Genomic DNA, 24275 nt, shown 5'->3' on the forward strand with positions numbered 1-24275 from the left:
CTTGGGTTTAGTTTAGAACCAGTAGTTCATGATGATGCCGACCTGGCGCCAGCTTTCGCCCTTGGCGATGGCCGATCCGCCGAAGGGGCTGTAGCCGGTGAGGAAGGGCTGGTAGTAGGCGTTGGTGTCGTTGTCGATCTTCGTGTAGTAGACGCCGATGAAGGCGCGCTTGGTCATGGCGTAGTCGTAGACCAGGTTCAGCTGCTTGGCGCCGGTCTTGTCGAGGGAGGACGTCTTGCCGGCGGCCGAGTACGTGGCGTAGAAGGCATGATCCCCGAAGGAGTAGGAAACGGGCACTTCGAAGGCCGTGCGCTTGGCGTCGGAGAGGACCGTGCCGGTGGTGATGCCGTTGATCATGTTGGTGTCGTCGAGGATGACGCCGAACTTGAGGCCCTGGATCTTGTAGGAGACGCCCAGGCGCGTGGCCTTCAGCTCGGTGAGGGGGGCGGAAGCGAGCACGCCCTGCATCTTCTGGTCGAGGTAGCTGGCGGAAGCGGAGAAGCCGTGGCCGTTGAAGACGGCCTTGGCGTAGACGGTCTGGCCGCCTTCATAGGTGGAGCCGTTGGCGTTGGAGACGAAGACGTTCTGGGGGCCGGCGGCGTTCTTGGACCAGGCGAGGGAGAAGTTGAGGAGGTTGCCGGCGCCGGGCTTGAAATAGACGGAGTCGTAGCGGACGACGTTGCGGGAGCGGGTGTTGCCCAGGATGTTGCGGGTGGCGGGGGCGAGCACGCCGTTGGTCACGGTGCCGGTGTTGTAGGTGGACAGGATGTTGAAGGAGGCCAGGCCGTTGGCATCCCAGATCCGGTAGGACTCGCCGGGCTGCTCGAGGACGGGGGCCAGGTAGCCGGCGGAGATCGTGTCGGTGTAGTAGAGGGTCGACTTGCCGACGGTGATGGTGCCGTAGGGGGAGGAGACGCCGCCGAAGGTGTCGCCGTCGGCCCAGCCGGTGGCGTCGCCGACGCTGTAGCCCGCGGGGGGGCCGCCCAGGGGCTGCAGGAGCGCGTCACCGGGCCGGACGTTGGGGGTGAAGCGGCTCTCGAGGCGGAACAGGACGTTCCAGCCGTCGGCGATCTTCGAGTTGCTCGCCACGATCAGGCGCGAGGTGTTGTCGTCGACGTGGGTCTCGGTCGCGGTGTTGCGCCCGACGGCAGCGTTGCCCTGGCTGATGGAGGAGTTCTTCACGCCCACCGACAGCAGGCCCGAGATGGAGATGTTGGTGGCGCCCGTGACCGCGATCGGGGTCTGGGCCGGGAGGGTCGTGGCTGCGACCGACGCGGCGATGATTGCGAGCTTGACGTTCATTCTGGCTCCTTCGTTGAAAGGGTGGATGGGGTTGGTGAACCCGGATCCGTGGAGGGGGAGGGGAGAACTGCAGGTGCTGCGCGGTGCCGGGTCTGCTAGACCCGCTCGAAAATTGCGGCGATGCCTTGTCCGCCGCCTATGCAGAGGGTGGCCAGGGCATAGCGGCCCCTGGTCCGGTTGAGCTCGTGGATGGCCTTGACGGCCAGGATGGCGCCCGTGGCCCCGATGGGGTGGCCCAGGGCGATGGCGCCGCCGTTGATGTTGGTCCTGGCCGGGTCAAGATCGAGGCCCCGGCTCACGGCGAGGGACTGGGCCGCGAAGGCCTCGTTGGATTCGATGACGTCGATGTCCGAGAGCTTGAGGCCGGCGAAGGCCAGGGCGGCCTTGACCGCGGGAATGGGCCCCTCGCCCATGAGGGCGGGGTCGACGCCGCCCAGGCCCCAGCCGGCGACGCGGGCCAGGGGGGTTGCGCCCGCGCGGGCCGCGGCCTTGGCTTCGGCCAGCACCAGGGCCGCCGCGCCGTCGTTGATGCCCGAGGCGTTGCCCGGGGTGACGGTGCCGCCCTCGGCGAGGAAGGCGGGGCGGAGCGCCGCCAGGCTGGCCAGGGTGACGTCCTTCCGCACGTGCTCGTCCTGGTCGAAGACGACGGTGCCCTTGCGGGTGGACTGCTCGATGGGCAGTATCTGGTCCCGGAACCGTCCCTCGGCGATGGCCTGGGCCGCGCGGCGGTGGGATTCCAGGGCGAGGGCGTCCTGCTCCTCGCGGGTGATCCCCCACTTCGCCGCCAGGGTCTCGGCCGTCATGCCGATGTGGGCGGAGCTGAAGGGATCGTTGAGGGTGCCCATCAGCATGTCCAGCATGCGCAGGTCGCCCATGCGGGCTCCCCAGCGGGCTCCGGGCACCAGGTGGCCGGCGCGGGTCATGGACTCCACGCCGCCGCCCAGGGTGAACTCCGCCTCGCTCAGCTCGATCTGCTGCGCGGCGCTGACGACGGCCTGGAGGCCCGAGCCGCACAGCCGGTTGACGCCCATGGCCACCGACGCGTGGGACATGCCGCCCTTCAGGCAGCAGTACCGGGAGAGGTAGGCGTCCCGGGGTTCGGTCTGGAGGATGTTGCCGACGAAGCCCTGCTGGATGGCCGCAGGATCCACCCCGGAGCGCCGGATGGCCTCGGCCACGATCCGTCCGCCCAGTTCGCTCGGAGCCAGATCCTTGAGACTCCCGCCGAACGCGCCGATGGCGGTCCGCACGCCGCTCAGCACCAGGATGTCCCGTTTACAGCACATGAATCGACTCCTCGGGGAAACGTCAGGGCATGATCAGGGCGCAGGCGGCCTGGTTGTAGCCGACGCCGGAGCCCACCAGCACGAGGCGGTCGCCGGAGCGGATCTTCTTCTTCTCGAGGGCGTCGTGCAGGGCCATGGGGATGCAGGCCGATCCCGTGTAGCCCCATTCCTCCATGATGGTGTGCGTCTTCTCCATGGGCAGGCCCAGGTTCTCCATGACCAGCTCGATGGAGCCCTTGCGCACCTGGGTGAAGACGATGAAGTCGATGTCGGGGATCGCGAAGCCGCAGTTGGCGGCCAGCTTGCGCACGACCCGGGGCCAGCCCTCGTGGTTGATCTCGGGGGGGTAGCGCTCGATCATCTTCACCATGGTGCGGCCGGCCTTGACCGATTCCACCGTGGCGGGCTCGTAGGTGCCGCCCGAATAGATGCCCCAGTGCTTGTGGTAGGCGCCGCCGGCCTGCGCCGCCGCGCCCAGGAAGCCGGGGCGGTCCGAGGCCACCAGCACCGCCGCTCCCGCGCCGTCGCCGTAGAAGAAGCCCATGGGATCGCCCGCCTCGGTGAGCTTGTGCATGAGGTAGACGCCCACCACCAGGACCGTCTTGATCATCGGGTTGGCGGTGATCCAGCCCGCGCCCGTGGCCAGCGCCGTGGGGAAGGACGCGCAGGCGCAGCCGATGTCGAAGGTGCCGGCGTTCACGGCGCCCAGCTTGTGCTGCAGCACCACGGAGGTGGCGGGGGTGATGTAGTCGGGCGAGTCGGTGCCCAGGATGATGAGGTCCACGTCCTCGGGCTTCAGGCCGGCGCGCTCAAGGGCCTGCTGGGCGGCGGGCAGCGCCAGGTCGGAGGTGGCCCAGTCCTCGGGCGCGTGCCAGCGGCACTGGATTCCGCTGGAGGCCTCCATCTTGTCGATGAACTCGGGGAGGTGGGCGAAGGTCTTGCGCAGCTCGTCGTTGTGCACCTTGATCCCAGGCAGATAGCAGCCTGTGGATGCGATGGTGGCGTATCGTTCCATCACTAGCTCCTGTATAGGTTCTTGCGCGGGTCTGGTCCGGGCCGGTGACCACCTTCCATGAGCGAGTCGGCAGATCCTTTTCCGGCTCGCCATGCCTCCCCAAGGGAGGGGGCCTAAAGAAAACGAACGATTGGTTTGCTTTGAAATTGTCTACCTATCAAAAAACCTGTCAAGCCAAAAGATGAGAACTGAATCGTTTATTCTATATGTGTGTAAATAGGATACTTAACTCTTAAATGATACCAATTGTGTTTCTTTGCATGATGAGAGATCCAAGGGTTGCCCTGGACCTTCCAGCGGGGAGCATAATGCCGTATCCCCAAGACCCCGTGACAACCAGCAGGAGGATTCCGATGCCACGCATCCGCATCAACGACATCCAGATGTTCTACGAATTCCACGGGCCCGCGGACGGCGAGCTGGTGATCCTCAACAACGGGGTGTTCATGAACACCACGTCCTGGGCCTTCCAGCTGCCCGAGCTGGCGCGCCGGTACCGCGTGCTGACCTACGACATGCGCGGCCAGGGGCAGAGCGACCATCCCGGAGGGGAGTATTCCTTCGAGCTGCATGCGGACGACCTGGTGGCGCTCATGGACGCGCTGGACCTCGAGAAGGCGCACATGGTGGGGACGTCCTACGGCGGCGAACTGAACCTCATGATGGGCATCGCCTATCCCGAGCGCGTCCGCACCCTGACGATCATCGCGTCCGTTTCGCACAGCGACCCGATCTGCCGCGCGATCATCGACCGCTGGATCATCGCCGCCCGGCTCGGTGACGGCGCCGCCTTCTTCCGCCTCACCTTCCCGGACGTGTACGGCGAGCACTTCCTGACCCTGCACCCCGAGCTGATCCCCATGGCCGAGGAGCGCTACGCGACCCTCGACCTGCCCACGGCCGTGAGGCTGCTGGAGAGCTTCCAGCGCTTCGACGTCACCGCCGACCTGGGCCGCATCAAGGCCCCCGCCTGCATCGCGTCGGCGGAGAACGATGTGCTCAAGCCCAGGAAGTACGGCGAGATCATGCATCGGGGGATTGCCGGTTCGGAGTTCCATCTGGTTCCTGATTCCGGGCATGTGGTCGTGGTGGAGAAGGCGGCGGAGGTCAACAGCATCATCCTCGGCTTCCTGGCCAAGCATTCCGCCTGATCAGATGTAGCCGAGCTTCTGCGCCTGCTCCGTGAGGGTGGCGCGGAAGTCGGGATGGGCGACGTTGATGAGCTCGTGCGTGCGCTCGCGCACGGTGCGGCCCCGGAGGCGGGCCACGCCGTGCTCGGTGACCACGTGGTCCACGTAGGACCGGTGCAGGGTCACGGCGGAGCCTTCGGGGAGCATGGGCACGATGGTGGAGAGGGTGCCGCCCTTGGCGGTGCTGTAGCAGGCGATGATGCTCTTGCCCCTGCCGTCGATGCCGGCCACGGCGCCCTGGGCGGTGTCGGACTGGCCCCCGGTTCCCGAGTACTGGTTCACGCCGATGGACTCGCTGGCCACCTGGCCCGTGAAGTCCACGGAGATGCAGGTGTTCACGGACACCATCTTCGTGTTCTGCGCCACCACGGCGGGGTCGTTGACCCAGCGTCCGCGCTGGAAGTCCACGGCGACGTTGTCGTCGAGCCAGTCGTAGAGCTTGCGGGAGCCCATGGCGAAGGTCGTGACGAACTTCCCGGGCCTGAAGCCCTTCTTCAGGTTCGTGATCACGCCCTGCTCGTAGAGCTCCATCATGGAGTCCACGAACATCTCGGTGTGCACGCCCAGGTCCTTCTTGCCCTTGAGGGCCAGGGCCGCGGCGTTGGGGATGCCTCCGATGCCGAGCTGGATGGTGGAGCCGTCCTCCACCAGGTCGGCGATGTAGGCGCCGATGGCGTGGTCCGTGGCCGAGGGGTTCGGGGCGGGCAGTTCGGGCACTTCCTGGTCGTGTTCCACGAAGAAGTCCACCTGCGACACGTGGATCTGGGTGTCGCCCAGGGTGCGCGGGAGACGCGGGTTCACTTCGAGGACCACGGTGCTGGCGCGCTCGATGACGTCCTTCTCGTAGGTGAGGCCCAGGGACAGGGACACGAAGCCGTTCTTGTCCGGCGGGGTGCAGGTGCCGAAGAAGATGTCGGGCACGTGCGCGTGCATGCGGTCGCTGGCGGCGCGGTGGAGCATGTTGGGCACGTACGTGACCAGGCCCAGGCCCTTCTTCAGGGACTCCCGGGAGCCCGGCGCATGGAACCAGCTGGCCAGTTCGAAGTGGCCCTTCATCTCGGGCCGCATGTAGAAGTCGTACGGCTTGAGGGTGAGGCAGGAGAAGACCCGGACGTTCTCGACCCGGTCGGCCACGGTGTGGAACTTCGACATGCAGCCCTGGGGCTCGGAGGCGCACATGGCGACGATGACGTCGTTGTCCGAGCGGATATGGGTGACGGCCTCGTCCGCCGATACCCGTTTGCGGGCGTAGATTTCCTGATGGTTCATGTAACCTCCATAAAAACTGATGTTTGAGTGGCCCTAGGCCAGGAAGTCGGAGAGTCCGCGGCTGAGGTAGCCGCCGACGCCGTCCACGAGGGTCCGCGCGTTGGCGGTGGACTCGTCGAAGGCGGTCTTGATTCCGAAGTAGTGGGCGATTCCCATGAGGTATTCGATGGCGGTGCCTTCGTCCACGCCGGGGGCGGTGGCGACGACGCGGTAGGGGGCGGGACGCTTGCGGTAGCCCGCGGCGAAGGCGCCGTAGTACTGCCGCACGGCCTGGGGCAGGATGAACTCGGCCTCCCGCACGATGTTGTAGCACCACTTGTCGATGTTGAGGTAGACGACCCAGAGCCAGAGTCCGCGGAGCTCAAGTTCGAGGGCATTGGGCGTTCCCGCATCCGGGTTCGCCAGGTTCCGGGAGATGAACGCGCGCACATCGTGGCCGACCCGCTCGATGAGCTCGGCGTAGAACGTCTCCTTGGATTCGAAATAGGTGTAGAAGGCCCCCACCGACAGGCCGGCGCCGCCGGTCACCTCGTGGATGTTGGTCTCGAAGAAGCCCTTCTCCCCGAACAGCCTCCGGCCCGAGCGCAGGAGCCGGTCCCGGGCCGTCTCCTCCTGGGGGAGGGGCAGGGGCGTGGCGGAGCCGCCGAAGACCTTGGCGGGGTCGAAGGTGAGGCCCCGGAAGAGGCCGTCGGTGAGGATGTCGCAGGTGGACTGGACGTCCACCGGCGCGTGGCCGAAGGCCCGGGCGATGGCGCAGAACCGGAGGCCGCCCAGGGCGTAGAGGTACTCGGGCACCCCGATCTCCCGGCCCAGGCTCGAGCTGAGGGCGTGGATGTAGATGACGGAGAGGCGCCTCTCGTACTCGATGTGGCGGTACTGCCCCTCGCGGAAGACCGAGATGAGGTCGGGGTGCTCCTCGGAGAAACGGATGATGGTCTCGGCGAAGTTGCGGATGCGCTCCCGGGGCGTGCTGCCCCGGACGCTGTCCACCGCCTCCCGCACCTGGTCCAGGACCCGCCCGAGGATGACCTTGAAGAGGGCCTCCTTGGTGTCGAAGTAGCGGTAGAAGACGCCGTTGGAAAGTCCTGCCGCGCGGCAGATCTCGGCCACGGACACGGTGCCGTACCACTTCTTGGAAAAGAGGAGCACCGCTGCCGCCACCAGGCGCTCCTCGGTCCCCGGCTTCCCCCGGCTCTCTGTCTTCATGCCTCGCTCCTTCATCCAGCCAAGCACCAGGGGTTGAAAATGAGAACTGATTCGGTATTTTAAAAAATATAAACTCCACCATTCCCCCACGCAAGCGAAAAGGCATGGGATATCTTTCTGCTCATAATTCAGCATTTGGAGCCTTACTCCCCAGGATTGCAAGGGGTGAGCCTGCTGGTCCCCCTTGACGAATGGTCCCGAACGGCGTAATTGAAATGAGAACCGATTCACTTCTTTGGAGACCCTAATGCATGTAGGCATCATCGGGCACGGGACCTGGCTTCCCGAGGGCAAGTTGACCGCTGCGGACCTCTCCGCCGCCACCGGCATCCCCGAACCCGTCATCGCGCTCAAGTTCGGCGTGAAGGAGAAACCGGTGGCGGGCCCGGGCGAGACCACGGCCTTCATGGGCCTGGCCGCCGCGCGCAAGGCCCTGGACCAGGCCGGCGTCGCGGGCGGGGACGTGGATCTGGTGATCTGGTGCGGCGCCCAGCACAAGGACTACCCCTGCTGGCTGGCCGGGCTCTACGTGGCCAACCAGATCGGCGCGAAGAAGGCCTGGAGCTTCGACATGGAGGCCATGTGCGGCTCCATGATGGCGGCCCTCGACGTGGCCAAGGCCCTGATGTTCAGCCACCCGGAGCTGCAGACGGTCCTGCTGGTGTCGGGCTACCGCAACAACGACCTCATCGACCTCGACGTTCCCGCCACCCGCTTCATGCTGGACATCGGCTCGGGCGGCTCGGCCGTGGTGCTGCGCAAGAACGCGGGCCGGAACGCCGTGCTGGCCTCGGCCTTCCGCGGCGACGGCTCCCTGTCCGAGATGTGCGTGGTGCCGGCCCTGGGCAGCCGCGAGTGGCCCCCCGCGGCCGGGGACCTGGAGCGCGCCCACTTCGTGGTTCCCGACGAGGAGGCCTTCAAGGCCAAGCTCGGCGAGGTCACGATGCCCAACTTCTACACCGTGATCCGCGAGTCGATGAAGCTCTCCGGATTCCAGGAGGACGCCATCGACTACCTGGCCATCCTGCACTTCAAGCGCAGCGCCCACGACGCCGTGCTTGCAGAGCTGGGCCTGGGCCAGGAACAGACCACGTACCTCGACGAATACGGCCACATCGGCCAGAACGACCAGGTGCTCTCGCTCGAACTGGGCCTGAAGGCCGGGAAGATCAAGGACGGATCGAAGATCGTCTTCGTGGGCGCGGGCCTGGGCTTCGTCTGGGCCTCGACGGTCATCCAGTGGGGCCCCTACTCCGAATAAGACCGGACCCTGATCCCCTTCATCCCAGGCATCGGCGTCCATCCTGTTCCCGCAGGGCCGAAGCCGCGATGGGTCGGCTCATGCGCGCAACCCGCGCTCCGGCCCATCCCGGCTTTGGCCCTGCGGGAACAGGATGAACGCCGATGCAAGGGATGAACGGGACAGGGAATCATGACCGGATTCCCGGAGAGCAGGAGCCAACCCCTCTCCGGGAATCCCCGCCGGCGATCGCCCCTGGCTTGGCCATGGACCGTCGCCGGCGGCTTGGGAAATCAGGCCTCCAGGGCCTTGGCCAGCGCGTCCAGGAAGCGGCGGGGGGCTTCGGACTGGGGCACGTGGCCGCAGCGCTCGACGGGGAAGAGCCGGGAGTCGGGGAGGACCGCCTGCATGCGGGCGGCATACTCCAGAGGCATGAGGGCGTCGGCGGTGCCCCACACCATGCGGACGGGGACCTGGAGGGTGCGGAGCTGGTCCTCGGTCATGAGCCAGGGGGCCATGGTGGCGAAGGTTCCCGCGAATCGGGCGAGGCTGCTGGTTCGGGCCTGGCGGATCATGTCGTCCAGGACGGTGTCAGGGACGGGGGGGTTGGACGGATCCCGCAGCTGGGCCATGGTCTCCCGGGCCTCCTGGCGCGTGGTGGGCAGGAGGTTCACGGGCTTGCCGGAGCCCGGCAGGGAGCCGCCGTTCACGGCCACGACCTTCTCCACCAGGCCGGGCAGGCGCTGGGCCATGACCATGGCCATCCAGGCGCCCAGGGAATTGCCCACGAGGGTCGCCTTGCGGCCCTGGCACGCGTTCTCCAGCACCGCCTCCAGGCCGGCGACGATGACGGCGGTGTCGATGGGGCCCGCCGCGGGGGCGCTCTGGCCGTGCCCGGCCAGGTCGGGGATGAGGAGGGTGTGGTCCTTCAGGAGGGCCGGGGCCACCTTGGCCCAGGTACCCGCGTGGTCGCCCGCGCCGTGGATCAGGACGAGCAGGGGGCCGTTGCCCCCGAGGAAGGCGTTCTGGGGCCCGGAGGGGGAGGGGATGGCGATCTGGACCAGGCCCAGGCGCTTCAAGGTCCGACGCATGGCCCAGGCGAAGACCCGCAGCGGGCGCTTGGCGATAAGCCACGCGGACAGCCCGGCTGCAGCCAGGAGGAGGACCGCCACCCCGGTCAACGCGATTCCGAGCTTGCTCATCATTTCTCCCGGCGGGCAGAACAACAAAACGAACGATTGGTATGTGACTGGTTGGGACGATGGTACGCTCCGCCCGAGGGACCTGTCAACGCGGTTCCTCGCCGCCGGCGTTCACGCCTTGCGGACCTTCGCAGCCTTGCCGGGGGCGGGCCTGAGCATGCCCTTGCGGAGGATCCCGGCCATCTCCCGCAGCGCCACGGAGGTCGGCAGCCCGAACTGTTCCGGGACCCCGAACAGGATCTCCACGGCGAAGTACTGCAGGAAGATGCGGCTGGCCATCATGAGGGCGGTCCTGGGCTCGAAGCCGGGCGCCATGCGCTCTTTCAGGGCGTCCCCGGGATACCTGGCCTCCAGGAACCTGGCGAAGCGCCCGGACATCTCGCTGTAGAACTTCCGGATGTGGTTCCCTTCGAACTCCACCACGTCGACATAGATCAGGGCCACATACTGCCGGTGGTCCCGGATGGTCTGCTCGGCGGCCCGGGCCAGGGCCTCCATGTCGTCGGGGAAGGCGCCGGCGGCCAGGGCCTTGTTGAACGGGAGTTCCGGATCGTCGATGTCCTCCCAGTACTGGGCCAGGAGGGTCGTGAAGAGGGTCTCCTTGTCGGGGAAGTGGTGGTACACGTTCCCGGTGGAAAGGCCCGCCTCGGTGGCGATCTCCCGGATGCTGGTGCCGCGGTAGCCCTGCCTGGAGAAGAGGTGGAGAGCCGCCTGGAGGATGGCCACCTGGCTGCGTTCCGACTTTTCACCCTGGGTCAGTCTCATTCTTCCAGGGTAGGGGTCCGGCCGGGGCCGGTCAACTCGCACCCAGGGCGTCGCGCACCTTGTGCTCCAGTTCCTTGAGGGAGAAGGGCTTCTGCAGGAAGGGCGCGCCGTCGTCCCGCACCGCCGCGTCCAGGGAGTCCCCGGCGGCGTACCCGCTCATGAAGAGGGTGCGCGCCTCGGGGTGGAGCGCCCGCACGGCCCGGGCCAGGTCCCGGCCGTTCATGATGGGCAGCACCAGGTCGGCCAGCACGAGGTCGATCCGCTCCCGGCGGCCCTCGGCGAGGTGGAGGGCCTCGGCCGGGGTGGCCGCGGGCAGGAGGAGGTAGCCCAGTTCCCGGAGCATGTCCGTGGCCATGGCCAGGATGGCGGGCTCGTCCTCCACCAGGAGGATCGTCTCCCGGCCCTGGCCGGGCCCGAGGGCGGGCCCCTCCAGGCGCTGGGGCTCGGCCTGGCCCAGGTCGCGGGGCAGGTAGATGGTGACCGCGGTGCCCCGGCCGGGCTGGCTGGCGACCTCGATCCAGCCCCGGTTCTGCTTGACGATGCCGTACACCGTCGCCAGGCCCAGGCCGGTGCCCTTGCCCACCTCCTTCGTGGTGAAGAAGGGCTCGAAGATCAGCTTCCGGGTGGCCTCGTCCATGCCCTGGCCGTCGTCGCTCACGGTGAGCAGCACGTAGTCCCCGGGCGCCAGGCCCGGGCGGTTCAGGCACTGGGACGCGAGGACGGTCCGGTTCCGGGTGGAGATGTGGATGGTGCCCACGTCCCGGATGGCGTCCCGGGAATTGACGCACAGGTTGGCAAGGATCTGGTCGATCTGGGAGGGGTCGAGCCGGACCCGCCAGAGGTCCGGGCCCGGGGTCCAGGTGAGCTCGATGTCCTCGCCGATGAGCCGGCGGAGCATCTTGAACATGTCCTCCACCGTGGGGTTCAGGTCCAGGATCCTGGGGGCGATGGCCTGCCTGCGGGCGAAGGCCAGGAGCTGGCGGGTGAGGTTGGAGGATCGCTCCGCGGCCTTGTGGATCTCGCTGAGGTGGGCGTGGAACGGGTGGGCAGGGTCGGTGCGGGAAAGGAGCAGGTCCCCCAGGCCGATGATCACGCAGAGCATGTTGTTGAAGTCGTGCGCCACGCCCCCGGCGAGCCGGCCGATGGATTCCATCTTCTGGGCCTGGAGGAGCTGGGCCTGGAGGATCTCGCCCTCGGCCTCGGCCCGGCGGCGGTCCGTGATGTCGCGCACCATGGCCAGCACCTGGTCCCCGCTGCAGGGCACCATCCGGCACTCGAAGTAGCGCTTCTCGCCGCCGTGGAAGGACTCGTAGCAGTAGGGGGACGTCTCCCCCCTCTGGTGGATCTCCTCCACGTGGGCGAGGGTGACGGCCGCCACGTCCGGAGGGAGGACCTCCCGCAGGTGGCGGCCCATGAACGCCTCCCTGGGCCGGAAGAGGAGGGCCTCGTCGGGGGCATGGGCGTCGATGAAGTTGCCTTCGGCGTCCAGGGTGAACATGAGGTCGGGCACGGCGTTGAGGAGGGCGCTCATGCGCATTTCGCTCTCCTGGAGCCTGGCTTCGGCGCGCTTGAGGACCGTCACGTCGAAGTGGGCCACCAGCACGGTGCCCGGGCGCCCGAGGAAGGGCTGGACCCGCATGGAGAACCAGCGCTCCTCCACTGGGGAGTGGCAGGGATACTCGACTTCGAAGGAGGGGAGCCCGCCGTCCTGGACGCGCCGGATGCCCTCGTAGGCCGGGTCGCCGGGGGTGTCGTTGCGGAAGTAGCTGGCGCCGGGGCCCCAGACGCTTTCGTCGCCGCCGCCGTTGCTTCGCGCGAAGCGGCGCCAGGCCTCGTTCACGTCCAGGATCGTGCCGTCGCCGTCCACCACGGCCAGGTGGGCGTCGGTGGAATCGAGGATGTGGCGGGCGAATTCCGCGGCCTGCCGGGATTTCTCCTCGCTCAGGCGCAGCTCGCGGGTGCGCTGCTCGAGCATGTCCTGCACGCGGAGGAGGGCGCGCTCCCGGCGGGCGCGGGCGCAGAGCTCCAGCAGGAAGGCCACCTGGAAGGGCTTGCGCAGGTAGTCGGCGGCGCCGCGTTTCATCCAGTCCAGGGCCAGCTCCGGCCCCGGGTCGGTGGTCATCATGAGGCAGACGCAGGTGGGCCGGAGGTTCCTGAAATCGTCCAGAAGGGTGTCCCCGAGCCCGTCGGGCAGGTGGTAGTCCAGCACCGCCACGTCGTAGGAGGCGCCCCGGAAGGCCGCCAGCGCCTCGGCCACGGTGGAGGCCGTGTCGGCCTGGTAGCCGTGGCCGTTGAAGGCCGTGCGGAGCATTCCCGCCAGGGTGCGGCTGTCCTCGACGATCAGGACCCGTGGCAGGGACCGCACCTGGCGTCCCTCCAGGATGGCCCGCACCCGCCGGGTCAGCAGGAGGGGGTCCACCGGCGCGGAAAGGAAGGATTCGGCGCCCAGGTCCGTCGCGATGCGGTCGGGCTCGTCCCCGGCGTAGGTGGCGGACACCACCAGGATGGGCACGGCGTTGAAGGATGCGAACTCCGGGGAGCGCAGGAGGCGGCAGAAGCGCCACCCGTCGATGCCGGGCATGTACAGGTCGGTGAGGACCAGGCTGGGCGGGCGCTCCCGGTCCATGGCGCCCAGGGCCGCCTCGGCGCTGGCGTAGGCCCGGACGTCCAGGCCCGCCCTCTCGAGGATCCTCGAAAGGAGACTCAGCTGCACGGGATCGTCGTTGACCAGGGTGATGACCGGGGCCGGCGACGGGTTGGAGTCACTCATCCAGCAGTCTCCTGTGAATGAAGCCGCCCGACGATGAATTGTGTCGAAGGATTCCTAGGCCACCTTAAGGCAGATATATGAATTCACCAATTAATTTTCGTTAAGGCGTGGGGCCATAGAGGGCCTCGATCTTCGCCGCGAAGGCCTCGTTGACGGCCCGGCGCCTCACTTTCAGGGAGGGGGTCAGCAGGCCGCTGTCCGGGGTGAGCTCCCGGTCCAGGAGGGCCACCTTCCGGATCCGTTCATAATTGGAGAACCGCGCATTGATCCGTTCGACCCGGGCCATGATCTTCGCGTTGGCCTCTGGCAGGGCCGAGAGCTCCGCGTCGGAGGCGAAGGGAAGCTTCTTGTGCGCCGCCCACCGGCGGAGGACCGCGAAGTCGGGGACGATCAGGGCGCTGATGAAGTTGCGCCCCTCGCCCACCACCACGGCCTGCTCGACGTACTTGTCGGCGCGCAGGGCGTTCTCCAGCGGCTGGGGGGCGATGTTCTTCCCGCCCGAGGTGCAGAGGATCTCCTTCTTGCGGTCGGTGATGCGCACGTGGCCGGCCGCGTCCATCTCCCCGATGTCGCCGGTGTGGAAGTAGCCTTCGGCGTCCATCACCTCGCGGGTGGCCTCCGCGTCGTTCCAGTAGCCCTGCATGACGTTGGGGCCGTGGCAGAGGATCTCGCCGTCCTCGGCGAGCTTCAGGAAGGGCAGGCCCTCCCATCGGTCCAGGATGGGCCGGCCCACGGAGCCGGGGACCATGTCGCCCTTGCGGGAGATGGTGAGCAGCGGGCTGGTCTCGGTGAGGCCGTACCCTTCGTAGAGGGGGATGCCCGCGGCCCAGAAGAACTCCAGGATCCGGGGGTGGATCGCGGCGCCGCCGCAGGCAGCCAGGCCCAGCCTCCCGCCCAGGCGGGCGCGGATCTTCCCGAAGACCAGGACGTCGGCGAGGATCCGGCCCAGGCCCAGGAGGAAGGGCAGGGGCCGGTCGCGGTAGCGGTGCGCCGCCATGCGGCGCCCCAGGGCCATGACCCAGTGGAAGATCCACTGGCTGAGGAGGCCCCCGGCCGCCACCTGCTCCCGCACCTTCCCGTAGAGCTTCTCGAAGATCCGCGGCACCGCCAGCAGGATCTCCGGCCTCACCTCGAGGAGGTCCCGGGCGATGGTCTGGAGGCTCTCGCCGTAGTGGATCGACACGCCGGCGTGGAACATGGTGTAGTGGCCGCCCATGCGCTCGAAGATATGCGAAAGGGGCAGGATGCTCAGGCAGCGCTGGCCGGCCCGGACCTCCAGGGCCGTCAGGGCCTGGAGGACGTTGGAGGCCACGTTGCCGTGGCTGAGCATGGTGCCCTTGGGGTCGCCCGTGGTGCCGGAGGTGTAGATGAGGGTCAGCAGGTCGCCGGGGCGGACCGCCATGGCCCGGACGCGGACGTCGGGTCGCCGTGCCTCCAGGGCGCCGCCCTCGGCCATGAGGTCGTTCCAGCGGAGGATGCTCCGCCCGGGGGCCGGGGGCGCCTCGCCGGCCATCAGGACCGCCGCCTCCAGGCCGGGGAGTTCCGGCCAGAGGTCCAGGACCTTGGCCAGCTGCTCCGGGGTGGAGCAGAGGATCCACCGGGAATCGCTGTGGCGCAGGATGTGGGCGGTCTGGGGGAGGTTCAGGGTCGGGTACACGGGGACCGAGACGATCCCCGAGACGGCGCAGGCGTAGTCCGCGACGGCCCATTCGGGCCGGTTCTCGGACAGGATGCCGACCCGGTCCCCGGGACGGACCCCGCGGGCCTCCAGGGCCAGGGCCAGGCGCTCCACCCGGGCCTGGAGCTCCCGGTGGGAGATGGGCACCCAGGCGCCCTCCACCCGATGGGCCAGGGCGGCGGGGTCCTCCCGTTCCAGGGCCTTATAGAAGAGCTGGGGGATTGTTTCGACCAAGTCGGGGCTCCGGAGGGACGGGATCGTGGCATGGTAGCAGCATGGAGAACCCTGGACATGCCATGGCGGGGCCCGAGGGCCGGCCCGGCCTCGCGGAGGCGGTCGCCGCCTTCGTGCTGGAGCAGCGGGCCCGCGGGGTCTCGCCCCACACCCTGAGAGCCCGGAAGGCGGACCTGGGCAAGCTCCTGGCCCACGCCGCCGGGGCCGGCTGGGAGGGCTGGGACGTCAAGCCCCGGACCCTGCGCGGTTTCGCCATGGAGCTGGGGGAGCGGGGGCTGGACCCCGCCAGCCAGGCCCGGATCCTGTCCACGGTGAGGTCCTTCTTCGGGTGGCTGTTCGAGACCCAGCGCATCGGCCAGGACCCCTCGACGGGCCTGCGCAATCCCAAGCTGCCCAAGCGGCTCCCGGCCTTCCTCACCGAGGGCGAGAGCGGCGCGCTGCTGGACCTGCCCGAGCCCGCCGACTTCCCTTCGTCCCGCCTGCGCTGCATCCTCGAGCTCCTCTACGCCTGCGGGCTCCGGGTGTCCGAGCTCACGGGGCTGGACCTCCAGGACCTCCTCCTGCCGGAGCGCACCCTGCGGGTCATGGGCAAGGGGAGCAAGGAGCGCCTGGTGCCCTTCCACGAGAAGGCCGCCGGAGTGCTGGACGCCTACCTGGCCTTTCGCCGCGAATTCCTGGCGGTAAAAAACCTGCCGCCGACCGCGGCCGTCCTGGTCAACCAGCGGGGGGGACGGCTCACGCCCACCAGCGTGCGGGGCTTCCTGGCCAAGGCCCTGGAGACCGCGGCGGTGCGGGCCCGGGTGAGCCCCCACGCCCTGAGGCACAGCTTCGCCACCCACCTCCTCAACCACGGCATGGACCTGCGGGCCATCCAGGAACTCCTGGGGCATGCGAGCCTCAGCACCACCCAGCGCTACACCCACCTGGACCTGGAAAGCCTCGCCAGGACCTACGAATCGGCCCACCCGCGAGCGCGCACGGATTCTAGGGTATGATTCCCTTTCACCTCCCAGGTGACCTAAAGGAACGTGCCGTGGAGTTGTTGGTCGATCGCATTTGCAAGGAACTCTCCCTGCCCCGGGCGGGGGTGGCGGCCGTCACGGCCTTGATCAACGAAGGGAACACGGTTCCCTTCATCGCCCGCTACCGCAAGGAGGCCACCGGCTCCCTGGACGAAGTGGCGATCCGGGCCGTGGAGGAGCGCCTCGCCTATTTCAAGGAGCTGCTGGACCGCCGCGAGACGGTGCTGAAGACCATCGACAAGCAGGGCAAGCTCACGCCCGAGCTGAAGGGGCGCATCGAGGCGGCCTGGTCCAAGACCGAGCTGGAGGACCTCTACCTTCCCTACAAGCCCAAGAAGCGCACCAAGGCCACGGACGCCCGGGAGCGGGGCCTCGAGCCCCTCCTGGACGCGCTGCTCACGGACGCCGACGGCGCCGATCCCCTCATGCTGGCATCCCCCTTCGTCAAGGCGGACCAGGAAGGCACCGAGACCCCCAGCAAGTGCGTGGAGGGCGCGGGCCACATCCTCGCCGAGCGCCTCGCGGAGGACGCCGACGTGCGCTCCTGGCTGCGCCAGGTGTTCCTGGACACCGGCGTGCTGCATGCCGAGCTGCGCGAGGAGCGCAAGGAGGCCCCCGAGGCGCTGCGCTTCAAGCCCTACTGGCAGTTCCAGGAGCCCCTGCGCAAGATGCCCGGCCACCGGGTGCTCGCGGTGCGCCGCGGCGAGAAGGAGGAGATCCTCACCGTCAAGCTCGTCGTGGACCGGGAGACCCTCGTGACCGGCCTGGTCTCCAAGGTGCAGGTGAACCCGGCCTCGGCCTACCGCATCATGCTCCATGACGTGTGCGGCGACGCCTTCGACCGCCTTCTTGCGCCCACCATCGAGACCGACGTGCGGGTCGAGGCCAAGAAGAAGGCGGACCTGGAGGCCATCAAGGTCTTCCAGACCAACCTGGACCACCTGCTCCTGGCGCCCCCCGCGGGCCAGTTCTGCACCCTGGGGGTCGACCCCGGCATCCGCACCGGCTGCAAGCTCGCCATCATCAACCGGCTGGGCCAGTTCATGGACACCGCCACCATCTATCCCCTCGAGCCCAAGCGGGACATCGAGGGCAGCCGGGCCATCCTGGAGCAGCTGGGGGCCAAGTACCCCATCGAGGCCATCGCCATCGGCAACGGCACCGGGGGCCGCGAGGCCGAGGCCTTCCTGCGGGAGTGGCTCAAGGACACCGGCCGCGAAGGCGTGCTGTGCGTGGCCGTCAGCGAGGCCGGCGCCTCCGTCTATTCCGCCTCCGACGTGGCCCGGGAGGAGTTCCCCGAGCAGGACGTCACGGTGCGCGGCGCGATCTCGATCGCGCGGCGCTTCCAGGATCCCCTGGCCGAGCTGGTCAAGGTGGAGCCCAAGTCCATCGGCGTGGGCCAGTACCAGCACGACGTGAACCAGACCGCCCTCAAGAAGGGCCTGGACGAGGTGGTGGAGTCCTGCGTGAACCGCGTGGGCGTGGACCTCAACTCCGCCAGCTACCGGCTCCTGGCCTACGTGGCGGGCATCGGCGAGAGCCTGGCCAAGCACATCGTGCAGCACCGCTTCGCCAACGGCGCCTTCCGGCACCGGGAGCAGCTCATGGAGGTGCCCCGCTTCGGCGAGAAGGCCTTCCAGCAGGCTGCGGGCTTCCTGCGCATCCGGGACGGCGAGAACCCCCTGGATTCCTCCGCCGTGCACCCCGAGTCCTACCCCGTCGTGCAGCGCATCTGCCAGATGGCCGGCAAGTCCGTGCCCGAGCTGGTGGGCAACGACGCGGTGCTGGACGCCCTGGATCCGGCCCTCTTCACGGACGCGCAGTTCGGCGTGGAGACCGTCAAGGACATCATCGCCGAGCTCAAGAAGCCCGGCCGCGACCCCCGGCAGCGCTTCGAGGCCGTGGTCTTCAAGGAGGGGGTGCACAAGCCCTCGGACCTGGAGATCGGCATGGAGCTGCAGGGCATCGTCACGAACGTCACCGATTTCGGGGCCTTCGTGGACGTGGGCGTCCACCAGGACGGCCTGGTGCACCTCTCCGAGATCTCGCACCACTACGTCAAGAACGCCTCCGAGGCCCTCAGCGTGGGCCAGGCGGTGCGCGTGAAGGTGCTGGCGGTGGACCTCAAGTCCAAGCGCATCGGCCTCTCCATCAAGGCCCTCCTGCCCGGAGGCGGCGGGGCCCCCCGTCCCGCGGGTCCCAGGCCCGAGCGCCAGCCGAGGCCCCAGGGCGAGCCCAGGCCTCCCCGGGCCCAGGGCCAGCGGCCTCCCCGCCCCCAGGGCGGCGCTCCGGCGCCCCAGGCCGGCGTCCCCCAGGCCGCCGCGGGCAGGCCGGAACGTCCCTCCCGCCCCGACCGCGGCCCCCGCCCCGACCGCGGCCCGCGGCCGGAACGCAAGCCCGACACCCGGCCCCCGGCCAGGACCACCGCCGCGGCGCCCAAGGCTCCCCAGCCCGCGCCCGGCACGGCGAGCCTCTCGGACCTCATGGCCAAGTACAACCGGGGCCTGCGATGAGACGAATCCTCGCCGCCGGCCTCCTCCTGACGGCGGGTTGCGACCACCTGGTCACCCGGGACCGGGTGCCCGTCTACGCCTCCTGGGAGGCAGGCCAGACCCTCGTCTACGCCCGGCCCGGCGCCGAGGCCTCCCAGCGGCTCCAGGTGCGGGTGAAGTCCTCGACGCTTGGGCCCGACGGGCGCACCGTGGTGCGCACCTACGCCAGCTTCACCTCCGTGACCGAGGCCACCTTCCGCCTGCAGGACGGTCTCGAGGCCCTGAAGCTGGACGGTTCCAAGGAATTGGTGGTCCTGCCCGCGGGCTTCCCGGACCGGGTTTCCCGGTGGGAGGACCGGGGCATCGTCAACTTCGTGGTGGGAAGGGCCCGGGTCGACATCCCGGGCGTGAAGCTGCCCGACCCCGACGCCACCGGCATCTGGGTCGAGTCCGCCCCCGTCAGCGCCCGGGGCGTTCGGCGCCGCACCCTGCTGGTCCCTGACCTGGGCGAGGTCGAGACCCTGAACCTGATCGACGGCAAGTGGGTGGCGGTGAGCCGCCTGGTCTCCCAGGGCTACACCGATCCCCCTCCGGAGGGCGCCAAATGAGCGAGGAGAAACTGGAACACGTCCTGCCTGCGGGCGTGGCCAAGGGGGCAGTCCGGGACAACCTGGAAGTGGTCCTCTTCGCCGTGCTGCTCATCGTCTTCTTCAAGACCTTCGTGGGGCAGCAGTTCACCATCCCCTCGGCCTCCATGCGCAACACGCTGATGATCGGGGACCACCTGCTGGTGAACAAGTTCATCTTCGCCCGGCCCCAGTGGGCCTGGGAGGAGAAGCTCTTCCCCATGCGCAGCCCCTCGCGCGGGGACATCATCGTCTTCCGGTACCCGCTCGAACGGAACAACGACTACGTCAAGCGCCTCGTGGCCCTGCCCGGCGACACCGTCGAGATGCGGAACAAGCGGTTCTACCTGAACGGCAAGCTGGTCACCGCAGCCTGGGAGCACCACGTCCTGGACCGCAAGGAGGGCCCCGTTCCGGGCCCCTGGCCCCTGACCCGCGACCCCGGCATCTACGACGACATGCCCCCCTCCAAGCTGTGGAACTACGCGGACCCCGAGGTCCTGGCCATGGACCAGCAGGGCCAGGAGGGCCTGGACGGCGGGTACCGCGACACCTTCGGTCCCGTGAAGGTGCCCCCCGGCTTCCTCTTCGCCATGGGCGACAACCGCGACAGCAGCGCCGACAGCCGCTACTGGGGGTTCGTTCCCATGGACCACCTCCGGGGACGGCCCTTCATCATCTGGTGGAGCTTCCGGGAGGGCGGCACCGACGACACGCCCGCCAACGTGCCCAAGGGCCCCACGGACGTCCTCATGAATTTCGTGGACGGCGCGCGGCATTTCCTGTCCTGGACCCGCTGGGACCGCACGGGGACCATTCCCCGCTAGACAAGGGGCGGCGTGGCGCTACCCTTCCCCCATGAGAATCGCCGCCATCGATGTCGGATCCAATTCCATCCACCTCGTCGTGGTGGAGACCGATGCCGTCGGGAACCAGCGGGTGCTGGCCCGTGAAAAGCACATGGTCCGCCTGGCCCGGGGCCTCCTGAAGACCGGCGAGATCGGCGCCGAGGCCTTCCAGGCGGGACTGGAGTCCCTGGCCCTCATGGCGGAGGTGGTCAAAGGGCTCCAGTGCGACACGGTGCTGGCCTGCGGCACCGCCGCGCTGCGCGAGGCCTCCAACGCGACCCTGTTCATCCGGGAGGCGGCGGGGCTGGGGGTGAACATCCGGGTGATCTCCGGGGAGGAGGAGGCCAGCCTCATCTACCTGGCGGTCAGCCGCGCCATTCCGTTCCCCGACACGCCCGCCGTGCTCATGGACATCGGCGGCGGGTCCACCGAGCTCACGTGGCTGGAAGCGGGCCGGGCCGTGGCCACCATTTCGATGCCCTGGGGCCTCCAGCGCCTCGCCGACGCCCTGCCCACGGCCAACCCCCCCACCGCGGAGGACCTTCAGCGGGTGCGCAAGTTCCTCCGCAGGATCCTGAAGAAGGCCGCCAAGGCCCTGCCCGGGGACCTGCCCCACCCCGAGGTCATCCTCGCCACCTCCGGGACGCTCCTCGACCTGGCCAGCGGCGCCGGCGGCCAGGGCACCTTCGACACCGAGCAGCTCCTGAAGTTCAAGCGCAAGCTGTGGAAGACCTCCTCCCAGGAGCGGGTGACCCAGCTCGGGGTCGATCCCAAGCGCGCGGAAGTCCTCCACGTGGGGGCCAGCTGGGTGGCGGCCCTCATGGCCTGGACCGGGGCCGGCCACGTGCGCACCCTGCCCGTGGGCCTGCGGGAGGGCATGGTCTGGCAGGCCCTGGCGCGCGGCGGCATGGCCCTGCCGGTGCTGGGGGACCGGCGCAGGGCCTCGGTGGAGGCCCTGGCCGCCAAGCTGGACCCCGATCCCGGGCACAGCCGCCACGTGGCGTACCTGGCCGACCAGCTCTTCACGGACCTCATGCCCGAGTTCGAACTGGGGGACCCCGAGCGGGAGATGCTGGGCTACGCGGCGCGCCTGCACGACATCGGCCTCTCCCTTTCGGAGAAGGGCCACCACAAGCACGGCGCCTACCTGATCACCAACGCCAAGCTCGCCGGCTTCTGGCCCACGGAGACCGAGGCCATGAGCCAGATCGTGCGCTACCACCGGGGCAAGCCCCCTTCCATGACCCACGAGGCCTACGCCCAGCTCAAGCCCTGGACCCAGCACGTGGTGGAGAAGCTGGCCGCCATCATCCGCGTGGCCGACGCCCTGGACCGGACCCGCCGGCAATCGGTGCGCCTGGTGCGCCTGACGGCCGACGGGGACGATCTCACCCTGCGCCTGACCGCCACCGGCGACCTGAAGCCGGAACTGGAGAGCCTCAAGGACAAGGGCAAGCTCCTGTTCCGGCTCCTGGACAAGGAAGTGGCGGTGGTGGTGGAGGAGCCCTAGAGACTGCCCGCAGGCCGGGCCTTGCCCGACGCCAGGGCCTCTTCGGCGAGCTTCTTCATGCCCGCGTCGGCCTCGCGGCTGAGCCCCTCCATCTTCGCGCTGAGCACCTTCATCCGCGCCTCCAGCTCCTTCATCGGCCTTCCGGCCTCCTCCATCTTCTGCCCAAGGCCCTCCATGGGTTTGGCGGCCTCATCCATCTCGCGGCCCAGGGCCTCCATGGGCGCCTCCAGGGCCTCCATCTTCGCCTCCAGGGCGTGCATGGACGCCTCGAGTTCCGCGAGCTGCTTTTCCAGGGCCTTGCGTTCGGCGGGCTTGAGGTTGTCGTTGTCCAGCCGGCGCTCGACCTTCTCCATCCGGGTTCCGAGGACGCCCTGCTGGCGCCCGATCTCGCCCATCTGGCGGCCGATCTCCCCCTGCTTCCGGCCGATGTCCCCCTGCTTCCGGCCCACGTCGCCCTGCTGGCGCCCGATGTCGCCCTGCCTGCGGCCCACTTCGCCCATCTCCCCGCCCAGGGCGCCCATCTGGCCCCCGAGCTCCTCCATGGGCTGCTGGAGCGCCCGGGCCCGGGCCACCAGGGCGGGATCGCTGACCACGTAGTCCTTGCCGCCGGACCTGAACCAGAAGAAGTCGTCCTCAAGCTTCGCGCGCAGGCGCCAGAGCTCCTTGTTGGCGGCGCCGGGGCCCGAACGGGTGATGCCGTCCTTCTTCTTGCTGACGATGGCGTACGGCACGTCCTTCTTGCCGGGCTCCGCCTGGACGCGGGCCAGGGCCGCGCTGGCGCCGCAGAGCGTGGTGAACCCCGCGATGGCGAGCGCGAGCTTCCACGCCATGGGCCGCGGTTCGGGCTGGATGAGACGTCGGATCCTGTTCATGAGATTGCCTCCGTGGGCCGCCTGGGCCGGTTGGGTGTTGGAGAGCTGGAAGAGGTCCAGCTCCCTCAGGGCCAGGACCAGGCGCCGCGGTTCGCCCAGTGCCCCGGCCGCGAGTTCGTCGCAGATGAGTTCGCGTTCCGCCCGGATGCGCCCCGAGATCCACCACACCCCGGGGTGGTAGAAGAGCAGGGTCTCCACGACGGTCTGAAGGAGGTTGGCGAGGTAGTCGAAGCGCCGCACATGGGCCAGCTCATGGGCCAGCAGCGCCTCCAGGAGCAGGGGGTCCATGCCGGCCACGAGGGCGGCGGGGAGCAGGATCACCGGCCGCCACCACCCGAAGGACAGCGGCGAGTCGATGGAGGCCGAGACCTTCAGGGTGACCCGCCGGGCCATGCCCAGCGCGGCGGCGAGGCGCTCCATGCGCCCTTTCCATGCGGCGTCCGCCGCGCGGGCTCCGCGCCGCCCCAGCCGGCCCACCCAGACCAGGCCCAGGGCCAGGCGCAGCGCCAGGAGGCTCGCCCCCAGCGCCCAGACCTGCACCACCAGAGGCAGGCGGGAGCCCACCGCCGCGCGGACCCGCGCCGGCAGGGGCCCCCGGGTGGCCTGGACCGGGGCCGCCACCGGGACGCGCTCGATGCTGACGACGGGGGCGGCCCCCGGCAGCCGGGTCAGGACCCCCGCCACCGGCAGGGCCAGGCACAGCGCGAGCCCCGCGCAGGCCGCGGCATAGCGCAGCCGGGGACCCCGGAGCGCCTGCAGGGCCGCGGCCGTTCCCGCCCACACCAGGAGGCCCTGCCAGATGAAGTCCAGGAAGGCCCAGCCCAGGGCCTCGATCACGGGCAGCCAGGTCATTTCCCGCCTCCTTCGCCCCGGAGCCAGCCTTCGATCTCCCTGCGCTCCTCGGGCGTCACGTGACCGCCCTTCAGGGCCGCCAGCACCAGGGCCTTGCCCGAGCCCGCGAAGGCCTTGCGGATGAGGTCGCCCAGGAGGCCGGTCTGGGTGGAGTCCTGGGCCTGGGCGGGCCGGTACACGTGGGAGCGCTGCGCCTCGTCCCGCAGGAGGAGCCCCTTGCCGTGCATGATCTGCATGAGCCGGAGCACCGCCGAGTAGGCCACCTCCCGGTCCTTCAGGAGTTCGGCGTGGGCCTCCTTGACGGTGGCGGGGCCCAGGCGCCAGAGGATCCGGAGGAGGTCCAGTTCCGCTGCGGTGGGTTTGAGGGGCTTGGCCATGGGAGCTCCGGAATGGACATAGACAAACATGTCTAGAACTTTTTGTCTAGATTGTTTTCGGCTGGCCCGAAGCTGGGTTTAGGTCTATAAAATATTAGTTAATTCTCCCAAATCCCAGCCATTCCAGGAAGGGCGTGTCGGCAAACCCAAAGCTGTGAATAGCTGGGTCACACCCTTGGCTCGAAAGCGGCATCCGGATTCCACAAGGAGGTGGCTGGATGCCGAGGTGCTTTCCAGCTGACGTGATGTGGGACCCGTTCGCAGCCTGGCCACGAGATACGGCAAGGCCACCCGAATTTACGCCGCCTGGTCGCGAACCCGTGTCTGTTCATCGGGCTCAGGCTTTGACCAGCCAGTCTTTATCCTGCTCTTTCCCGAAAATCCAATTCCCGTTACCACCCGGCAGCGGTGTGTCGGCGCCCTGGAGTCGTGGAGGCAGACCCTTCCCATCCAGGCCCCCCTCACCCAGCAGATCACCGGCTTCCGCCACCGAATTGCGAACACCCTGGGCCAAGGGTT

At 68.8% G+C, this 24275-nt stretch carries 18 protein-coding genes; 7 read left to right on the forward strand and 11 right to left on the reverse strand.

The window, feature by feature from the left end; all coding sequences use genetic code 11:
- Positions 1 to 12: 12 nt before the first annotated feature.
- From RAH40_RS22190 to RAH40_RS22200, 3 genes are all read right to left on the reverse strand, one after another.
- Positions 13 to 1302 (reverse strand): porin, encoded by a 1290-nt coding sequence (locus RAH40_RS22190; protein WP_306599820.1) that lies wholly within the window; start codon positions 1300 to 1302, stop codon positions 13 to 15.
- Positions 1303 to 1397: 95 nt separating this feature from the next.
- Positions 1398 to 2588 carry a beta-ketothiolase BktB gene (gene bktB, locus RAH40_RS22195; protein ID WP_306599821.1) on the reverse strand — a complete coding sequence of 397 codons (1191 nt, stop codon included), beginning with the start codon at positions 2586 to 2588 and terminating at the stop codon, positions 1398 to 1400.
- A 22-nt stretch (positions 2589 to 2610) separates the two neighbouring features.
- Positions 2611 to 3603, reverse strand: coding sequence for a 3-oxoacyl-ACP synthase III family protein (locus RAH40_RS22200; RefSeq protein WP_306599822.1), 993 nt, complete (start codon positions 3601 to 3603; stop codon positions 2611 to 2613).
- 353 nt (positions 3604 to 3956) lie between these two features.
- Here RAH40_RS22200 and RAH40_RS22205 point away from each other — a divergent pair, with 353 nt between their 5' ends.
- A complete protein-coding gene (locus tag RAH40_RS22205) occupies positions 3957 to 4754 on the forward strand; it encodes an alpha/beta fold hydrolase (RefSeq protein WP_306599823.1) in 798 nt (265 codons plus the stop codon).
- Here the strand turns inward: RAH40_RS22205 and RAH40_RS22210 are convergent, their stop codons facing one another.
- Both RAH40_RS22210 and RAH40_RS22215 read right to left on the reverse strand, forming a co-directional pair.
- Complete coding sequence (locus RAH40_RS22210; protein ID WP_306599824.1) at positions 4755 to 6062, reverse strand: acetyl-CoA hydrolase/transferase family protein; 1308 nt, start codon at positions 6060 to 6062, stop codon at positions 4755 to 4757.
- Positions 6063 to 6095: 33 nt separating this feature from the next.
- Positions 6096 to 7268 carry a TetR/AcrR family transcriptional regulator gene (locus RAH40_RS22215; RefSeq protein WP_306599825.1) on the reverse strand — a complete coding sequence of 391 codons (1173 nt, stop codon included), beginning with the start codon at positions 7266 to 7268 and terminating at the stop codon, positions 6096 to 6098.
- A 247-nt stretch (positions 7269 to 7515) separates the two neighbouring features.
- Between RAH40_RS22215 and RAH40_RS22220 the strand changes: the two genes are divergently transcribed.
- Complete coding sequence (locus tag RAH40_RS22220) at positions 7516 to 8529, forward strand: 3-oxoacyl-ACP synthase (RefSeq protein ID WP_306599826.1); 1014 nt, start codon at positions 7516 to 7518, stop codon at positions 8527 to 8529.
- A gap of 272 nt (positions 8530 to 8801) precedes the next feature.
- Here RAH40_RS22220 and RAH40_RS22225 read toward each other — a convergent pair whose 3' ends face one another.
- The 4 genes from RAH40_RS22225 to RAH40_RS22240 form a co-directional block, all read right to left on the reverse strand.
- The gene (locus RAH40_RS22225) at positions 8802 to 9710 is read right to left on the reverse strand and encodes an alpha/beta fold hydrolase (RefSeq protein ID WP_306599827.1); all 909 of its coding nucleotides are present in this window, start codon (positions 9708 to 9710) and stop codon (positions 8802 to 8804) included.
- 111 nt (positions 9711 to 9821) lie between these two features.
- Positions 9822 to 10475 (reverse strand): TetR/AcrR family transcriptional regulator, encoded by a 654-nt coding sequence (locus tag RAH40_RS22230; RefSeq protein WP_306599828.1) that lies wholly within the window; start codon positions 10473 to 10475, stop codon positions 9822 to 9824.
- Positions 10476 to 10506: 31 nt separating this feature from the next.
- Complete coding sequence (locus tag RAH40_RS22235; protein WP_306599829.1) at positions 10507 to 13245, reverse strand: response regulator; 2739 nt, start codon at positions 13243 to 13245, stop codon at positions 10507 to 10509.
- Positions 13246 to 13345: 100 nt separating this feature from the next.
- On the reverse strand, positions 13346 to 15157 hold the full coding sequence (locus RAH40_RS22240) for a long-chain fatty acid--CoA ligase (protein WP_306599830.1): 1812 nt from the start codon (positions 15155 to 15157) through the stop codon (positions 13346 to 13348).
- 41 nt (positions 15158 to 15198) lie between these two features.
- Here RAH40_RS22240 and RAH40_RS22245 point away from each other — a divergent pair, with 41 nt between their 5' ends.
- Genes RAH40_RS22245 through RAH40_RS22265 form a run of 5 tightly spaced genes read left to right on the forward strand, consistent with a single transcriptional unit; the run spans position 15199 to position 21655 of the window.
- The gene (locus RAH40_RS22245) at positions 15199 to 16152 is read left to right on the forward strand and encodes a tyrosine recombinase XerC (protein ID WP_306599831.1); all 954 of its coding nucleotides are present in this window, start codon (positions 15199 to 15201) and stop codon (positions 16150 to 16152) included.
- Between the two features lie 38 nt (positions 16153 to 16190).
- Positions 16191 to 18692 (forward strand): Tex family protein, encoded by a 2502-nt coding sequence (locus RAH40_RS22250; protein WP_306599832.1) that lies wholly within the window; start codon positions 16191 to 16193, stop codon positions 18690 to 18692.
- Positions 18689 to 19279, forward strand: coding sequence for a hypothetical protein (locus RAH40_RS22255; protein ID WP_306599833.1), 591 nt, complete (start codon positions 18689 to 18691; stop codon positions 19277 to 19279). The genes RAH40_RS22250 and RAH40_RS22255 overlap by 4 nt, the downstream gene beginning before the upstream one ends.
- Complete coding sequence (gene lepB, locus RAH40_RS22260) at positions 19276 to 20124, forward strand: signal peptidase I (protein WP_306599834.1); 849 nt, start codon at positions 19276 to 19278, stop codon at positions 20122 to 20124. The genes RAH40_RS22255 and lepB overlap by 4 nt, the downstream gene beginning before the upstream one ends.
- A 31-nt stretch (positions 20125 to 20155) precedes the next feature.
- On the forward strand, positions 20156 to 21655 hold the full coding sequence (locus RAH40_RS22265) for a Ppx/GppA phosphatase family protein (protein ID WP_306599835.1): 1500 nt from the start codon (positions 20156 to 20158) through the stop codon (positions 21653 to 21655).
- Here RAH40_RS22265 and RAH40_RS22270 read toward each other — a convergent pair.
- Together RAH40_RS22270 and RAH40_RS22275 are read right to left on the reverse strand one after the other, a co-directional pair.
- On the reverse strand, positions 21652 to 23379 hold the full coding sequence (locus tag RAH40_RS22270; protein WP_306599836.1) for a M56 family metallopeptidase: 1728 nt from the start codon (positions 23377 to 23379) through the stop codon (positions 21652 to 21654). The genes RAH40_RS22265 and RAH40_RS22270 overlap by 4 nt on opposite strands.
- The gene (locus RAH40_RS22275; protein ID WP_306599838.1) at positions 23376 to 23756 is read right to left on the reverse strand and encodes a BlaI/MecI/CopY family transcriptional regulator; all 381 of its coding nucleotides are present in this window, start codon (positions 23754 to 23756) and stop codon (positions 23376 to 23378) included. Before RAH40_RS22275 ends, RAH40_RS22270 begins: the two co-directional genes overlap by 4 nt.
- Positions 23757 to 24275: the final 519 nt, after the last annotated feature.

Source organism: Geothrix sp. 21YS21S-2, assembly GCF_030846775.1.
Lineage (GTDB): Bacteria > Acidobacteriota > Holophagae > Holophagales > Holophagaceae > Mesoterricola.

Bases quoted from the DNA above. Each gene is read 5' to 3' on its own strand.
- RAH40_RS22190 (WP_306599820.1), bottom strand. From the start codon at position 1,302: ATGAACGTCAAGCTCGCAATCATCGCCGCGTCGGTCGCAGCCACGACC.
- bktB (WP_306599821.1), bottom strand. From the start codon at position 2,588: ATGTGCTGTAAACGGGACATCCTGGTGCTGAGCGGCGTGCGGACCGCC.
- RAH40_RS22200 (WP_306599822.1), bottom strand. From the start codon at position 3,603: ATGGAACGATACGCCACCATCGCATCCACAGGCTGCTATCTGCCTGGG.
- RAH40_RS22205 (WP_306599823.1), top strand. From the start codon at position 3,957: ATGCCACGCATCCGCATCAACGACATCCAGATGTTCTACGAATTCCAC.
- RAH40_RS22210 (WP_306599824.1), bottom strand. From the start codon at position 6,062: ATGAACCATCAGGAAATCTACGCCCGCAAACGGGTATCGGCGGACGAG.
- RAH40_RS22215 (WP_306599825.1), bottom strand. From the start codon at position 7,268: ATGAAGACAGAGAGCCGGGGGAAGCCGGGGACCGAGGAGCGCCTGGTG.
- RAH40_RS22220 (WP_306599826.1), top strand. From the start codon at position 7,516: ATGCATGTAGGCATCATCGGGCACGGGACCTGGCTTCCCGAGGGCAAG.
- RAH40_RS22225 (WP_306599827.1), bottom strand. From the start codon at position 9,710: ATGAGCAAGCTCGGAATCGCGTTGACCGGGGTGGCGGTCCTCCTCCTG.
- RAH40_RS22230 (WP_306599828.1), bottom strand. From the start codon at position 10,475: ATGAGACTGACCCAGGGTGAAAAGTCGGAACGCAGCCAGGTGGCCATC.
- RAH40_RS22235 (WP_306599829.1), bottom strand. From the start codon at position 13,245: ATGAGTGACTCCAACCCGTCGCCGGCCCCGGTCATCACCCTGGTCAAC.
- RAH40_RS22245 (WP_306599831.1), top strand. From the start codon at position 15,199: ATGGAGAACCCTGGACATGCCATGGCGGGGCCCGAGGGCCGGCCCGGC.
- RAH40_RS22255 (WP_306599833.1), top strand. From the start codon at position 18,689: ATGAGACGAATCCTCGCCGCCGGCCTCCTCCTGACGGCGGGTTGCGAC.
- lepB (WP_306599834.1), top strand. From the start codon at position 19,276: ATGAGCGAGGAGAAACTGGAACACGTCCTGCCTGCGGGCGTGGCCAAG.
- RAH40_RS22265 (WP_306599835.1), top strand. From the start codon at position 20,156: ATGAGAATCGCCGCCATCGATGTCGGATCCAATTCCATCCACCTCGTC.
- RAH40_RS22270 (WP_306599836.1), bottom strand. From the start codon at position 23,379: ATGACCTGGCTGCCCGTGATCGAGGCCCTGGGCTGGGCCTTCCTGGAC.
- RAH40_RS22275 (WP_306599838.1), bottom strand. From the start codon at position 23,756: ATGGCCAAGCCCCTCAAACCCACCGCAGCGGAACTGGACCTCCTCCGG.